10 protein-coding genes are annotated in these 15651 nt (G+C 56.8%); all 10 read left to right on the top strand.

Annotation, left to right across the window (positions count from 1 at the left end):
* The first annotated feature begins 172 nt into the window (after positions 1–172).
* The 10 genes from purL (at position 173) to ACRDCA_RS27725 (ending at position 15650) form a co-directional block, all read left to right on the top strand.
* On the top strand, positions 173–4066 hold the full coding sequence (purL, locus tag ACRDCA_RS27770; protein WP_438692520.1) for a phosphoribosylformylglycinamidine synthase: 3894 nt from the start codon (positions 173–175) through the stop codon (positions 4064–4066).
* 824 nt (positions 4067–4890) lie between these two features.
* Positions 4891–6327, top strand: coding sequence for a sensor histidine kinase (locus ACRDCA_RS27765; RefSeq protein ID WP_025119830.1), 1437 nt, complete (start codon positions 4891–4893; stop codon positions 6325–6327).
* Positions 6328–6330: 3 nt separating this feature from the next.
* Positions 6331–7212 (top strand): two-component system QseEF-associated lipoprotein QseG, encoded by an 882-nt coding sequence (gene qseG / locus ACRDCA_RS27760; protein WP_438692375.1) that lies wholly within the window; start codon positions 6331–6333, stop codon positions 7210–7212.
* Positions 7209–8549: a two-component system response regulator GlrR gene (gene glrR, locus ACRDCA_RS27755; RefSeq protein ID WP_025119828.1), complete on the top strand. Its 1341-nt coding sequence runs from the start codon at positions 7209–7211 to the stop codon at positions 8547–8549. The genes qseG and glrR overlap by 4 nt, the downstream gene beginning before the upstream one ends.
* 99 nt (positions 8550–8648) lie before the next feature.
* Positions 8649–10271, top strand: a complete 1623-nt coding sequence (locus ACRDCA_RS27750) for an NAD+ synthase (protein WP_438692374.1) — start codon at positions 8649–8651, stop codon at positions 10269–10271.
* Between the two features lie 13 nt (positions 10272–10284).
* Positions 10285–10623: a nitrogen regulatory protein P-II gene (glnB, locus tag ACRDCA_RS27745; protein WP_004847623.1), complete on the top strand. Its 339-nt coding sequence runs from the start codon at positions 10285–10287 to the stop codon at positions 10621–10623.
* Positions 10624–10806: 183 nt separating this feature from the next.
* Positions 10807–11730, top strand: coding sequence for a LysR substrate-binding domain-containing protein (locus ACRDCA_RS27740; protein WP_438692373.1), 924 nt, complete (start codon positions 10807–10809; stop codon positions 11728–11730).
* A 111-nt stretch (positions 11731–11841) separates the two neighbouring features.
* Positions 11842–13305, top strand: a complete 1464-nt coding sequence (locus tag ACRDCA_RS27735; RefSeq protein WP_438692372.1) for a gamma-aminobutyraldehyde dehydrogenase — start codon at positions 11842–11844, stop codon at positions 13303–13305.
* Between the two features lie 75 nt (positions 13306–13380).
* On the top strand, positions 13381–14532 hold the full coding sequence (gene ydcS, locus ACRDCA_RS27730) for a putative ABC transporter substrate-binding protein YdcS (protein ID WP_438692371.1): 1152 nt from the start codon (positions 13381–13383) through the stop codon (positions 14530–14532).
* An 89-nt stretch (positions 14533–14621) separates the two neighbouring features.
* Complete coding sequence (locus ACRDCA_RS27725) at positions 14622–15650, top strand: ABC transporter ATP-binding protein (protein WP_025119822.1); 1029 nt, start codon at positions 14622–14624, stop codon at positions 15648–15650.
* Position 15651 lies beyond the last annotated feature (1 nt).

Below are 15651 nucleotides of genomic sequence, written 5' to 3'. Positions count from 1 at the left end.
GCGCAACTTTATTGATACGTTATGAGGATCCGACCGAGAAAAAAGCTTTTATCAATAATAGCTACGCAAACGGTTTCGTCGGCGGCGCGGATTCTCTATAATGGCGCGCGTTTTCCCCTGTTGCGCCCAATGAAGTGCTGAACCCAGTTGCTTCGAAGACGAGAGAACTTTGATTATGGAAATACTGCGTGGTTCGCCCGCTTTGTCGGCTTTTCGTATTACCAAACTACTGTCCCGCTGCCAGGATGCCCAACTCCCGATCGGCGATATCTATGCCGAGTACGTTCACTTTGCCGATGTCAGCGCACCGTTAAGTGCCGAAGAGCAGGCCAAGCTGCAACGGCTGCTCAAGTACGGCCCTTCTCTCGCAGAACATGCTCCGCAAGGCCGCCTGCTGTTGGTCACGCCGCGTCCGGGCACCATTTCGCCCTGGTCTTCCAAAGCCACCGATATCGCCCATAACTGTGGTCTGACGCAGGTGATCCGTCTTGAGCGTGGTCTGGCATTTTATGTCACCGCGCCGACGCTGACCGATATCCAGTGGCAACAGCTTGCCACCCTGCTGCACGATCGCATGATGGAAACGGTATTCAGCGAGCTGCAACAGGCAGAAAAACTGTTCTCTCATCATCAACCGGCCCCGTATCAGACGGTAGATATTCTGGCGCAAGGCCGTAGCGCGCTGGAACAGGCCAACACCAAACTGGGGCTGGCGCTGGCACAGGATGAGATCGATTACCTGCTGGCTGCCTTTAGCGAGTTGGGGCGCAACCCAACGGATATTGAGCTGTACATGTTCGCTCAGGCCAACTCCGAACATTGCCGCCACAAGATTTTCAATGCCGACTGGATCATCGACGGCGAACAGCAGCCGAAGTCGCTGTTCAAAATGATCAAAAACACCTTTGAGCAGACGCCGGACTACGTGCTTTCTGCTTATAAAGACAACGCGGCGGTGATGGAGGGCTCACAGGTTGGGCGTTTCTTTGCCGAGCCGCAAAGCGGTTTGTATGACTACCATCAGGAAGAAGCGCATATCCTGATGAAGGTGGAAACGCACAACCATCCAACGGCGATCTCGCCTTGGCCGGGTGCGGCGACCGGTTCTGGCGGGGAGATCCGCGACGAAGGTGCCACGGGCCGAGGCGCCAAGCCGAAAGCCGGTCTGGTGGGCTTCTCGGTTTCCAACCTGCGTATTCCGGGCTTTGAACAGCCTTGGGAGCAGGATTTTGGCAAGCCGGATCGCATCGTCACCGCGCTGGATATCATGACCGAAGGCCCATTGGGCGGCGCAGCGTTCAACAACGAATTTGGTCGCCCGGCGCTGGTCGGTTACTTCCGCACCTATGAAGAGCGCGTCAACAGCCATAACGGCGTTGAGCTGCGTGGCTACCATAAGCCGATCATGCTGGCAGGCGGCCTGGGTAACATTCGTGCCGATCACGTGCAAAAAGGTGAAATCACCGTAGGCGCCAAACTGGTGGTGCTGGGTGGCCCGGCGATGAATATCGGCTTGGGCGGTGGGGCCGCATCATCAATGGCTTCTGGCCAGTCTGACGCCGATCTCGATTTTGCTTCGGTACAGCGTGATAACCCGGAAATGGAGCGCCGCTGTCAGGAAGTGATCGACCGTTGCTGGCAGATGGGCGAGAGCAACCCGATCCTGTTTATTCACGATGTGGGAGCGGGTGGCCTGTCGAACGCAATGCCAGAACTGGTTAGCGACGGTGGCCGTGGCGGCCGTTTCGAACTGCGTGACATTCTCAACGACGAGCCGGGCATGAGCCCGCTGGAAGTGTGGTGTAACGAATCCCAAGAGCGCTATGTGATGGCGGTTGCGCCTGAACAGATGGCGACCTTTGAGGAAATCTGCCGCCGTGAGCGCGCACCTTTTGCGGTGATTGGCGAAGCGACGGAAGAGCTGCATCTGACGCTCAACGATCGTCATTTTGACAATCAGCCGATCGACATGCCGCTGGAAGTGCTGCTGGGCAAAACGCCAAAAATGACTCGCGACGTGCAACGTCAACAGGCGAGCGGCGAAGCGTTGCAGCGTGCCGGTATCACCATTGCCGATGCGGTCAAGCGCGTGTTGCATTTGCCGGCCGTCGCGGAGAAAACCTTCCTGATCACCATTGGCGACCGTACCGTCACCGGCATGGTTGCACGCGATCAGATGGTTGGCCCGTGGCAAATCCCGGTTGCCGACTGTGCGGTAACCACCGCCAGCCTGGACAGCTATTACGGCGAAGCCATGTCGATCGGTGAGCGTGCTCCCGTCGCCTTGCTGGACTTTGCCGCCTCTGGCCGCCTGGCGGTTGGGGAAGCGCTGACCAACCTGGCCGCAGTGGAAATCGGTTCGCTCAAGCGAGTGAAGCTTTCCGCCAACTGGATGGCCGCAGCGGGTCACCCAGGCGAGGATGCCGGTCTGTATGAAGCGGTGAAGGCGGTAGGGGAAGAACTTTGCCCTGCGTTGGGTATCACCATTCCGGTGGGTAAAGACTCAATGTCGATGAAAACCCGCTGGCAGGAAGGCAATGAACAACGGGAAATGACGTCACCGCTGTCGCTGGTGATCACCGCGTTTGCCCGCGTGGAAGACGTGCGCCACACCGTGACGCCGCAACTGCGTACCGATAAGGGTGATAGCGCACTGTTACTGATCGATCTGGGTAATGGCCACAATGCCTTGGGTGCCACGGCGCTGGCACAGGTCTATCGCCAACTGGGTGACAAGCCAGCCGATGTTCGCAACGTGGAGCAACTGGCTGGTTTCTTCAACGCGATGCAGCAACTGGTGGCGGATGGAGCGCTGTTGGCCTATCACGACCGTTCCGATGGCGGCCTGTTGGTTACCTTGGCTGAGATGGCGTTTGCTGGCCATTGCGGCGTGGAAGTGGATATTCAGGCGCTGGGTTCCGACGCTTTGGCTGCCTTGTTCAACGAAGAGCTGGGTGCGGTGATCCAGGTGCCAGCCGCGCAGTTGGCTGCCGTGCAGCAAGTGTTTGCCCAACATGGCCTGACGGATAACGTGCATCATCTCGGCCAGGCGCTGAGTGGCGATCGTTTCGTTATCACCAGCGCTGGCAAGCCGGTATACAGCGAAAGCCGCAGCACCCTGCGTACCTGGTGGGCTGAAACCACCTGGCAGATGCAGCGCCTGCGTGATAACCCGGAATGTGCCGATCAGGAACATCAGGCCAAGCAGGACGAACGCGATCCGGGCCTGAACGTCAAACTGACCTTCGCAACGGATGACGACATCGCGGCACCTTATATCGCCAAGGGCGCACGTCCTAAGGTGGCGGTATTACGTGAACAAGGGGTTAACTCCCACGTTGAGATGGCGGCGGCGTTCCATCGTGCCGGTTTCGATGCGGTTGACGTACACATGAGCGATCTGCTGGCAGGCCGCCGCGATCTGCAAGAGTTCCATACGTTGGTGGCCTGTGGTGGTTTCTCCTACGGCGATGTGTTGGGCGCGGGGGAAGGCTGGGCGAAATCGATTCTGTTCAACGAGCGCGTACGCGATGAGTTTGCCGATTTCTTCCATCGTCCACAGACTTTGGCGCTGGGCGTTTGCAACGGTTGTCAGATGATGTCCAACCTGCGTGAACTGATCCCGGGGGCGGAACATTGGCCGCGCTTTGTGCGCAACCTGTCGGATCGCTTCGAGGCGCGCTTCAGCCTGGTAGAAGTTGCCAGCAGTCCGTCGCTGTTCATGCAGGGCATGGCCGGTTCGCGGATGCCGATTGCGGTTTCTCATGGTGAAGGCCATGTGGAAGTGCGTGATGCGGCGCATCTGGCGGCGCTGGAACATCATGGCCTGGTCGCATTGCGCTTTGTCGATAACCACGGCCAGGTGACTGAAGCCTATCCTGCCAACCCGAACGGTTCTCCGAACGGCATTACTGCGGTGACCAGCAGCAATGGCCGCGCCACCGTCATGATGCCGCATCCTGAGCGTGTATTCCGTACCGTCAGCAACTCCTGGCATCCAGAGGAGTGGGGCGAGGATAGCCCTTGGGTGCGCATGTTCCGCAACGCTCGCAAGCAACTGGGGTGATGTAACCTGAAGTTGGTGTGAGATTTTACTGGGGCATCTTGTGGGTGCCCTTTTTTTATTTCTTTATTTTTTAATGGGTTAATATCAATGTCGGCTTTTTGAGACAAAGGCCATATTGCATGTCTCTAAAAAGTGACATTTAACTTATTGATTTATATGATGGTTAAATCGTTTGGATTAAGTTGTCGTGATTTGACGACGGTAAGGCGGATTATTACCCATAGGCAGTCGCTTTGGTGAAGGGTAGTAAACTACATAAAAACAAATTTTGGTTATAAAACAGTTTGTTATAAAATAACTTATAAAGTTGGCACGGATGGTGCATTATATCTATCAGTTGCTCATTCACCTTTTTATGATTGGCCCCGTCTTGAACGGAACAGCGCCTCATAAGCCTCCGAATGATGCCTAAGAAATGGTGCCTATCGTCCAACCAAACCGATAACAGACGCGCTAGCGACTTTATCAAGCACCGGACGACACGTGGAGTGAGGCACCGCCTAGTATCCAACTGTGATGAAGTGTTCATCAACCCCGGATACTTTTTGGATGCTATTCGTCCCAATCAGATGCCAGCCAAGCGCTACATCACCTGGGGACGAGGAGTAAGGGCATCCACATATTCCTTGCGATGGGGCATCATGCCCCAGCGTCAAAATCAAAACCGCGTTGCCTCCATTATTTCCCTCGATACGCTTTCAAACCACATCAGTTTCCTCTTTTGGGATAACGCGTTTTTGCTTATCTGAACGCCATTAATCCGCTGCCGGGCTTTTCTCTCCCGGGATAGTCGGTTAGCATCGGGGCAGACTAGAGATACTGAGATGATTTCTTTGAAAAGATGGCGTCTATTCCCACGCTCGTTGCGCCAATTGGTGGTGATGGCGTTCCTGCTGGTACTGTTACCGCTGTTGGTATTGGCTTATCAGGCTTACCAAAGCCTGGATCACCTCAGCGCACAGGCGGCGGATATCAACCGCACGACGCTGGTGGATGCCCGGCGCAGTGAGGCCATGACCAGCGTCGCGCTGGAAATGGAGCGCAGCTACCGCCAGTATTGCGTGCTGGTCGATCCCACTCTGGAGCGTTTGTACCAGAATCAGCGCAAGCAGTATTCACAGATGCTGGATGCTCACGCGCCGATCCTGCCGGACGAACGTTATTACCAGACGCTACGCGCCCTGCTGACCCAGCTTGCCACTATCAAGTGCCAGAGCAGCGGGCCGGACAAGGACGCTTCCCTGCTGTTAGAGTCTTTTTCACGTTCCAACGCCGAAATGGTTCAGGCTACCCGCACTGTGGTTTATTCCCGTGGTCAGCAGTTGCAGCAGGCGATCGCCGAGCGCGGCCAATACTTTGGCTGGCAGGCGCTGTTGCTGTTCCTGGTCAGCGTGCTGTTGGTGGTGCTGTTTACCCGCATGATTATCGGGCCAGTCAAGGCCGTTGAGCGTATGATTAACCGCCTGGGGGAAGGGCGGCCTATTGGCATGACGGCGTCCTTTAAAGGCCCGCGTGAACTGCGCTCCTTGGCCCAGCGTATTATCTGGCTGAGCGAACGTCTGGCCTGGCTGGAATCGCAACGCCATGAGTTTTTGCGCCACATCTCCCATGAGCTGAAAACGCCGTTGGCCAGTATGCGAGAAGGCACCGAACTGTTGGCGGATGGGGTGGCGGGCCCGCTCACCTCCGATCAGAAAGAGGTGGTGGCGATCCTCGATCAGAGCAGCCGCCATCTGCAATTGCTGATTGAACAACTGCTGGATTACAACCGCAAGCTGGCGGATGGCCCGTCGGAACATGAAAACGTCGAGCTGGAAGAACTGGTGGATATGGTGGTCGCCGCCCACAGTTTGCCAGCACGGGCCAAAATGATCCGCACGGAAGTCAAACTTGAGGCGGAAATCTGCTGGGCAGAGCCTACGCTATTAATGCGCGTACTGGATAATCTCTACTCCAATGCGGTGCACTACGGCAAGGAATCCGGTAACATTTGGATCCGCAGCCGCCAGGTCGGCCAACGGGTCCAGATTGACGTCGCCAATACCGGCAGCGCCATCCCGGAAGCGGAACAAACCATGATTTTTGAGCCTTTTTTCCAGGGGAGTCACCAGCGAAAAGGGGCTGTTAAAGGAAGCGGACTGGGTCTGAGCATTGCGCAAGACTGCATTCGCCGTATGCGCGGCGAATTGAAACTGGTCAAACTGGCCGATGCCGACGTCTGCTTCCGTATTGAATTGCCATTAACCGCCGAGAATGAATAAAAAATGCACACAGGGTCTCAACGCGCTCATCAATCGCAGACCGAAGGTTCACCGCGTGTCTCTTACCGCGCACCGCTCGGCAAACATTCGCTTTCTTTTTTGGGCAGCATTCTTTTTGCCCCGTTTCTGCTGATCGGCTGTGTCGATCGCGCCGTCAGTAGCGGCCCGGCTCAGCAGCAACAGGAAGCGATCCCAGACACCAAGGTGGTGGATTACCGCATTGCGCCGTGCGATACGCTATGGCAGCTTGACGAAAAAGAAGCCTTGGAAAACTCACTCTATTGGCTGAGAGCGATGGACTGCGCCGATCGTATCGGTTCTACGCAGGCTCGAGCATTGGCCAAGACTCTGCCGGGCAGCAATTGGCAGAACGTGTTCAAGCAAAGCATTTTGTTGGGCAGTGCTGAGCCTACCTCGAGCGAGCGTCGCCAGATCATCGATCGCTTGAACAGCTACCGTCTCGAGTTCCCGCCCTCGTTGCGTCCCCTGCTGCAACTATGGCGTCAGCAACAGGCGTTGCAAGTTAACCTGTTTGACGAGCGCGCGCGTTATCAGCGCTTGCAGGAAAGTTCAGACAGCCAGATCGACTTGCTGCGCCAGAACCAGATCCATCTACAGACCCAGTTGCAGGACACCTCCCGCAAACTGGAGAACCTGACCGATATTGAACGCCAGCTCTCGTCACGCAAGCAATTGCAGAGCGAAATTCCGGAAAGCAGTACGGCCCAGCCTAAAGCAGATGCCAGTGGCAAGCCTGCTGCGCCAGCCAAGGCGGTTGAGCCAGCCGAGCCTGCCCCGACGACCGAGACGGGCACCGCTTTGCCGGTAGAGCCGGAAGAGACCTACACGCCGCCCGCGGCCAACAAGGAGTCCCCAGCGCAATGACAGCTCGCAAACCGGCCAACCTTCTGTTGGTTGACGACGATCCCAGCCTGCTTAAGCTGTTGGGAATGCGCCTGACCAGCGAAGGTTTTCACGTTACCACGGCGGAAAGTGGCCAAGAGGCCCTGCGTCTGCTGGCCCGCGAAAAGATCGACCTGGTGATCAGCGACCTGCGGATGGATGAAATGGACGGCATGGCGCTGTTTGCCGAAATCCAGAAATACCAGCCGGGGATGCCGGTGATTATTCTGACCGCGCACGGCTCGATCCCTGATGCGGTGGCGGCGACCCAGCAGGGGGTGTTCAGCTTCCTGACCAAGCCGGTCGATCGCGATGCGCTGTACAAGGCAATCGATGAAGCGCTGTCGCTGTCATCGGTGCCTGCCGGTGATGACAGCTGGCGTGAGGATTTTGTCACCCGTAGCCCGATTATGCTGCGGCTGTTGGAACAGGCGAAGATGGTCGCCCAGTCGGACGTCAGCGTGCTGATCAACGGCCAGAGCGGTACCGGCAAAGAAGTGCTGGCGCAGGCGATCCATGCGGCCAGCCCGCGGGCCAAGAAGGCCTTTATTGCCATCAACTGCGGTGCGTTGCCGGAGCAACTGCTGGAGTCAGAGCTGTTTGGCCATGCCAAGGGCGCGTTCACCGGGGCTGTCAGCAGCCGTGAAGGCCTATTTCAGGCGGCAGAGGGCGGCACGCTGTTCCTGGATGAGATTGGCGATATGCCGCTCTCGCTACAGGTCAAATTGCTGCGTGTGCTGCAAGAACGCAAGGTGCGCCCGCTGGGCAGCAATCGCGATCTGGATATCGACGTACGCATCATTTCCGCTACTCACCGCGACCTCCCCAAGGCGATGGTAAAAAACGAGTTCCGTGAAGATCTCTATTACCGTCTGAACGTGGTTAACCTGAAAATACCCGCGCTCAACGAGCGGGCCGAAGATATCCCGCTGCTGGCCAATCATCTATTGCGTGCATCGGCGCTGCGCCACAAACCTTTCGTACGCAGCTTCTCCTCCGATGCCATGAAACGCCTGATGACTGCCAGCTGGCCCGGCAACGTGCGCCAACTGGTGAACGTGATCGAGCAATGCGTGGCCTTGACCACGGCACCGGTGATCAGCGAAGCGCTGGTCGAGCAGGCGCTGGAAGGCGAAAACACGGCGCTACCGACCTTTGTCGAGGCGCGCAACCAGTTTGAATTACACTATTTACGTAAACTGTTGCAGATCACCAAGGGTAACGTCACCCAGGCCGCGCGCATGGCGGGCCGTAACCGTACTGAGTTCTATAAGTTGTTGTCGCGTCATGAACTGGATGCCAACGATTTCAAAGAATGATGTTTTCTTTTCTGAACCTGCATGCGCAGGTTCTCAACAAATAAGCCGGAATGATTTACACTCCGTTTTCTTTGTTGTGGCATGGCAGACCTTAGAGATATGAGCAGATCACTTTCCATTGCGTTGGCCCAGCTGAATTTGCTGGTGGGCGATATTGAAGGCAACAGCGAGCGCATGTTGCAAACCGTGCAGGAGCAGCAGAAGGCGGGAGCCGATCTGGTCATGTTCAGCGAACTGGCGCTGTCTGGCTATCCGCCGGAAGACCTGCTGTACCGTGATGATTTCTACCAACGCTGCGATACTCAGCTAAGCCGTTTGCAACAGGCCTCCGCCAATGTGGCGATCCTGGTCGGCCACCCGTGGCGCGAAGAGGGCAAGCTGTATAACGCGCTGTCCCTGTTCTCCAACGGTGCTTTGCAGGCGCGTTATTTCAAGCAACAGCTGCCGAACTACGGCGTATTCGATGAGAAACGCTATTTCCATGCGGGCGATAAAACCTGCGTGGTAGAGCTGAAAGGTTACCGCCTTGGGCTGCTGATTTGTGAAGATCTGTGGTTCCCAGAACCGGTCGATGCAGCGAAGGCGGCGGGTGCAGAGATCCTGCTGTCGATTAACGCCTCCCCGTATAACCGTGAAAAGCCGTATATCCGCAAAACGCTGATGGCGGGCCACTGCCAACGTACCGCTCTGCCGCTGGTGTATCTCAACCAGATCGGCGGGCAGGATGAGCTGATTTTCGACGGCTGTTCAAAAGTCTTTGATGCCGCTGGCAATATGACCCATCGCCTGGCGGCCTTCTCCGAGCAGGTTACGCGCGTGGAGTTCAACGGCCTGGAAGTGGTACCGATGACGGCTCCGGCAGCAGAGTTACCACAGCTGGCGCAGGTGTATGAGGCGCTGGTGCTGGCGGTACGTGACTATGTGACCAAGAACGGTTTCAAAGGCGCGGTGCTGGGCCTGTCCGGTGGGATCGACTCGGCGCTGACTCTGGCGATTGCCGTGGATGCGTTGGGTAAAGATAAGGTGCAGGCGTTGATGATGCCGTTCCGCTACACGGCGGATATCAGCATTGCCGATGCCAAGGAAGAGGCCGAAATCCTCGGCATCGAATTTGATATCGTCTCGATTGAACCGATGTTCGACGCCTTTATGGGCCAGCTCGCGCCGATGTTTGCCGATACCGCACGGGATACCACCGAAGAAAACCTGCAGGCTCGTTGCCGTGGCGTGGTGCTGATGGCGCTGTCTAACAAACGCGGCAGCATCGTGTTAACCACGGGTAACAAAAGCGAAGTCGCTGTCGGTTATTGCACGCTGTATGGTGATATGGCCGGTGGGTTCGACGTATTGAAAGATGTGCCGAAAACCCTGGTGTTCAAGCTTTCCGAATACCGTAATACCGTTTCCTACGTGATCCCTCAACGGGTGATCGATCGCCCACCGTCTGCCGAACTGGCACCGGATCAGCTCGATCAGGACAGCCTGCCGCCGTATGACATTCTGGATGCCATTCTGGAAGGTTATGTCGAGCGCGATAAATCGGTGGCCGATCTGGTGGCCGAAGGCTTTGATGAGGCCGTGGTGCGCAAGGTGATCCGCCTGGTGGATATCAACGAATACAAACGCCGTCAGGCCGCCGTTGGGCCGCGCATTACCGCCCGTAACTTTGGCAAAGACCGCCGCTACCCGATCACCTCCGGCTTTGGCCGTAAAAATTGGTAATTAAGGACTAAAAATGAAAAAAATTGACGCGATTATCAAACCGTTCAAACTGGACGACGTGCGTGAAGCACTGGCCGAAGTGGGCATCACCGGTATGACCGTGACCGAAGTGAAAGGCTTTGGTCGCCAAAAGGGGCATACCGAACTGTATCGTGGTGCCGAGTATATGGTCGATTTCCTGCCAAAGGTTAAGATCGAAATCGTGGTGGCTGACGATATCGTGGATACCTGCGTGGAAACCATCATGCAGACGGCGCAGACCGGTAAAATCGGCGATGGTAAGATTTTTGTCTTCGACGTGGCACGCGTAGTTCGTATCCGTACCGGCGAGCAGGACGAAGAAGCGATTTAATCGCCGATAGAGTCTGGTTTGGTCCTTCCAAGGCGCGGCATGGCTGCGCCTTGTTGTTTTTGTGCACTCCCTCTCCCTTTGCGTTCGAAAAAAGCGAACGACATCGCGTTTTTAACACATTTCCCGATAGCTGAATGATGAGCATCTACACTCAAACCAACTGTTTTGTTTGAGGTTGCTACCATGATGACGTTACGCCAAATCCGCCACTTTATTGCCGTGGCCGAAACCGGTTCGATCTCGGCGGCGGCGCAGGCGGTGTTTGTGTCACAGTCTTCGCTGACGCTGGCGATCCAGCAGTTGGAAACCGACATTGGCGTGCGACTGTTCGAGCGCCATGCCAAGGGAATGAACCTGACCCACCAGGGCCACCAGTTCCTGCGTCAGTCCTACCTGATCCTGGCGACGGTCGATAATGCCAAACGCAGTCTGCAACTGGGCACCGAAAGCCTGAGTGGCAAACTGACTATCGGCGTCACCAGCCTGGTGGCGGGGTATTTTCTGGTTGAGCTGCTCAAGCGCTTCAAGTCTGCCTACCCTAACGTGACCATCCAGGTGATTGAGGACGAACGGCCTTACATCGAGCATTTGCTGGTGAGCGGTGAGATCGACATTGGGGTGCTAATCCTGTCGAACATTGAAGACCGTGATGCCTTACAGAGCGAAGTGCTGATGCACTCCCCTTATCGCCTGTGGTTGCCACCGCTGCATCCGTTGCTGGAGCACGAAAGCATCGCTCTGGCGGACGTGGCCGGGCAACCGCTGATCCAGCTTAACGTCGATGAGATGGACGTGCATGCCCGCCGTATTTGGGGGCGAGCGGGCCTTAAACCCGAGATTGCCATGAAGACGGCTTCTACCGAAGCGGTGCGTAGCCTGGTGGCAGCGGGTATGGGCATAGCCATCCTGCCGGATATGGCTTACCGCGCCTGGTCGCTGGAGGGCAATATGATCGAAGCGCGCAAGCTGGTGGATTTGCTGGAACCGCTGGATATCGGCCTCGCCTGGCGGCGCGGTAGCGCAAGACCAGAATTGGTAACGCCATTCCTGACGATTGCGCGGGAGAACAGTAAGAGCAACATGACGGGCCTCAAGCCTTCGATTTAATCGAACGCTGCCTTCAGTATTTAGAATTTGTTGTCCGCAGTGCGCTCGCTTAGTCTGATTAAAACTAACTTATCACATTTAGTTAACGTTTTGGTCACATAAGGCGGCGCAATGGCAGAGCTACAGCAGGTTTCAGGTTTATCCTGTCGGCAATTCATTAACGGCGAGTCGGTCGAAGGTGAAGGCCATCAGGAGAGTATTGTTAATCCTGCCAATGGTGAAATACTGGTTTCCATTGCCGAAGCAACGCCAGCTCAGGTGGGTAACGCCGTTGCCGCTGCACAGCAGGCATTTTCCCACTGGTCACGCACCACTCCAGCTTTTCGTGCCGCAATTCTGCTACGCATTGCCGATGCCATTGAGCGGCAGGCGGAGCATCTGGCACGCCTTGAAGCGCTCAACTGTGGCAAACCTTTCCATCAGGCATTGAAAGACGATCTCCCCGCAGCCATTGACGTATTCCGCTTCTTCGCTGGTGCCGTGCGCACCCAGCAAGGCCAACTGGCGGGTGAGTATATTGAGGGCCACACCTCGATGATCCGCCGCGACCCGATCGGCGTGGTGGCTTCCATCGCGCCGTGGAACTACCCGCTGATGATGGCGGCCTGGAAGATTGCTCCGGCGCTGGCCGCGGGTAATACCGTGGTCTTCAAACCCTCCGAACATACGCCATTGACCATCTTCGCTTTAGTCCCCGCATTGCAGGAAATCCTGCCGCCAGGCGTGTTGAATATCGTTTACGGCGGTGGCGAAGGCGTGGGCAGTCATTTGGTCGGCCATCCACAGGTGCGTTTGGTGTCCGTCACCGGCGATATCGTCACCGGGCAAAAAATCTTGCAGGCGGCGGTTAAAAGCGTCAAGCGCACCCATCTGGAACTGGGCGGTAAGGCCCCGGTGATTGTCTGTGATGACGCCGATCTGGACGAGGTGGTCAGCAGCATCCGCACCTTCGGTTACTACAATGCCGGGCAGGATTGTACGGCAGCCTGCCGCATTTATGCCCAGGCCGGCATCTACCCGAAGCTGGTGGAAGCCTTGGGCGAAGCGGTCGCCAGCCTGCGTTTTGCCCGCAAGCGGGATGAAGATAATGAGATTGGTCCGCTGATCAGCAGCCGCCAGCGTGACCGGGTGGCCAGCTTTGTCGAACGCGCCCTCAGCCAACCGCATATTGAACTGATCACCGGTGCGGCAGCGCACTCCGGCCCCGGTTTTTACTACCAACCCACGCTATTGGCAGGCTGTCTGCAAACCGATGAAATCGTCCAGCGCGAAGTGTTTGGCCCAGTGGTCAGCGTAACGCGTTTCGACACCCTGGAGCAGGCGGTGACCTGGGCCAATGACTCGGAATACGGTCTGGCCTCCTCGGTATGGACGCAGAATATCGATCGCGCGCTGCATATCGCGGCACATTTGCAATATGGCAGCACCTGGATCAACACCCATTTTACGCTGGCGAGCGAAATGCCCCACGGCGGCCTGAAGCGCTCCGGTTACGGCAAAGATCTCTCCAGCGATTCATTACAGGATTACAGCGTTGTCCGGCATGTGATGGCGAAGTTCAAAGCTGCCTTCTAGCCACACGGTCGATAAAAAATCGGCGGCAACCGTTCCTTGCCGCACTTTAAACTACGCAACACCGAGGTAATTACGATGGGAAAAATACACGCAATCACCACAGTCACCGCGCTCTGTATGACGATCCTTTGCGGTATGGCTCAGGCCGCCGATACGCCGCAGCAACTGGGCAAAGGGGAAGGGCGCCTGGATATTATCGCCTGGCCTGGTTACATCGAACGCGGTCAGTCCGACAAGAACTACGACTGGGTAACCCAGTTTGAGAAACAGACCGGCTGTGCGGTGAATGTGAAAACCGCCGCGACCTCCGATGAAATGGTCAGCCTGATGGCCAAAGGGGGTTACGATCTGGTGACCGCTTCTGGCGATGCGTCGTTGCGCCTGATCTTCGGCAAGCGCGTGCAGCCAATCAATACCGCCTTGATCCCTAACTGGAAGAACATCGATCCACGTCTGCTGAACGGCCCTTGGTACAACGTGGCGGGCAAAACCTACGGTACGCCGTATCAGTGGGGACCAAACCTGCTGATGTATAACACTAAAACCTTCCCGACGCCGCCAGACAGCTGGGCCGTGGTGTTCCAGCAACAGAACCTGCCGGACGGCAAAACCAACCAGGGCCGGGTGCAGGCTTACGACGGCCCAATCTATATCGCCGATGCGGCACTGTTCCTGAAAGCCACTCAACCGCAGCTTGGCATCACCGACCCTTACCAACTGAACGAAGAACAGTATCAGGCGGCGCTGAAGCTACTGCGCAGCCAGCATGCCTTGATCCACCGCTACTGGCATGACACCTCGGTACAGATGAGCGATTTCAAAAACGAAGGCGTGGTGGCCTCCAGCGCCTGGCCATATCAGGCTAACGCTCTGAAAGGCGAAGGCCAGCCTATCGCTACCGTTTTCCCGAAAGAGGGCGTTACCGGCTGGGCTGATACCACCATGCTGCATGCCGAGGCCAAGCACCCAAGCTGCGCCTACCAGTGGATGAACTGGTCGCTGGAACCGAAGGTACAGGGTGACGTTGCCGCCTGGTTTGGTTCGCTGCCGGCTGCACCAGAAGGTTGTAAAGCCAGCACCCTGCTCGGTGAGAAAGGGTGTGAAACCAACGGTTTCAACCAGTTCGACAAGATTGCCTTCTGGAAAACACCACAGGCCGAGGGCGGCAAGTTCGTTCCTTATAGCCGCTGGACACAGGACTATATCGCCATCATGGGCGGTAGATAACCCCCCTTGTTCTCACCTGCGAGCGCCTGACGGCCCCCTCTCCCTGTGGGAGAGGGTTGGGGTGAGGGGAACATTTTGGAGCGTACATCATGACCATTGCTGTGCAGTTTATCGATGTCTCGCGCATTTTCGGCGATGTTCGTGCCGTGGATCGGGTTTCTGTTGAAATACAGGACGGCGAGTTTTTCTCCATGCTTGGGCCATCCGGCTCGGGTAAGACCACCTGCCTGCGGTTGATCGCCGGTTTTGAGCAACTGAGCTCGGGCTCCATCCGCATTCACGGACAAGAGGCCAGCAACCTGCCGCCTTATCAGCGCGATGTGAATACCGTATTCCAGGATTATGCGCTGTTCCCACACATGTCGGTGCTGGAGAACGTTGCCTACGGCCTGATGGTGAAAGGCGTGGCCAAGCGTGAACGTCTGGCGCGGGCCAACCAGGCGCTGGAAAGCGTGGCGCTGGGTTTTGCCGCCGAACGTAAACCAGCGCACCTCTCCGGTGGTCAGCGTCAGCGCGTGGCACTGGCCCGTGCGTTAGTTAATCGTCCACGCGTGCTGCTGCTGGATGAACCACTTGGGGCGCTGGATCTGAAACTGCGCGAGCAGATGCAGGGGGAATTGAAGAAGCTGCAACGCCAACTGGGCATCACCTTTATTTTTGTCACGCACGATCAGAGCGAAGCCTTGTCGATGTCTGACCGGGTGGCGGTGTTTAACAATGGCCGTATCGAACAGGTGGATGCGCCGCGCGAGCTGTATATGCGGCCAAGAACGCCGTTTGTCGCCGAGTTTGTCGGCACGTCTAACGTGGTACGCAGCGAACTGGCGGAGCGGTTGCTGGGGCAATCGGCCACCTTCTCGATCCGCCCAGAGCATATCCGCCTGCTGGATCAAAGCGGCGCGGCTCAAGGGGAAGTTCAGGTTCAGGGCACCTTGCAGGATATCCATTATCAAGGGGCGGCGACGCGTTACGAGATTGCCCTGAGCAGCGGTGAGAAATTGCTGGTCAGCCAGTCAAATCCGCAGTGGCAGGCCGTGGCACAGCAGCGTCTGATCGGCCAGCCGGTCACCGCCTGTTGGGCCAGAGAGGCGATGGTGCCGCTGCTGGAGGAGAGGTGAG

The sequence above is a fragment of the Serratia sp. (in: enterobacteria) genome, from assembly GCF_051654945.1.
GTDB lineage: Bacteria > Pseudomonadota > Gammaproteobacteria > Enterobacterales > Enterobacteriaceae > Chania.
Note: the sequence above shows the minus strand (reverse complement) of the source record. Positions and strands in the feature narration are given on the sequence as shown.

Bases quoted from the DNA above. Each gene is read 5' to 3' on its own strand.
- ACRDCA_RS27740 (WP_438692373.1), top strand. From the start codon at position 10,807: ATGATGACGTTACGCCAAATCCGCCACTTTATTGCCGTGGCCGAAACC.
- qseG (WP_438692375.1), top strand. From the start codon at position 6,331: ATGCACACAGGGTCTCAACGCGCTCATCAATCGCAGACCGAAGGTTCA.
- glrR (WP_025119828.1), top strand. From the start codon at position 7,209: ATGACAGCTCGCAAACCGGCCAACCTTCTGTTGGTTGACGACGATCCC.
- ydcS (WP_438692371.1), top strand. From the start codon at position 13,381: ATGGGAAAAATACACGCAATCACCACAGTCACCGCGCTCTGTATGACG.
- ACRDCA_RS27725 (WP_025119822.1), top strand. From the start codon at position 14,622: ATGACCATTGCTGTGCAGTTTATCGATGTCTCGCGCATTTTCGGCGAT.
- ACRDCA_RS27735 (WP_438692372.1), top strand. From the start codon at position 11,842: ATGGCAGAGCTACAGCAGGTTTCAGGTTTATCCTGTCGGCAATTCATT.
- ACRDCA_RS27765 (WP_025119830.1), top strand. From the start codon at position 4,891: ATGATTTCTTTGAAAAGATGGCGTCTATTCCCACGCTCGTTGCGCCAA.
- glnB (WP_004847623.1), top strand. From the start codon at position 10,285: ATGAAAAAAATTGACGCGATTATCAAACCGTTCAAACTGGACGACGTG.
- ACRDCA_RS27750 (WP_438692374.1), top strand. From the start codon at position 8,649: ATGAGCAGATCACTTTCCATTGCGTTGGCCCAGCTGAATTTGCTGGTG.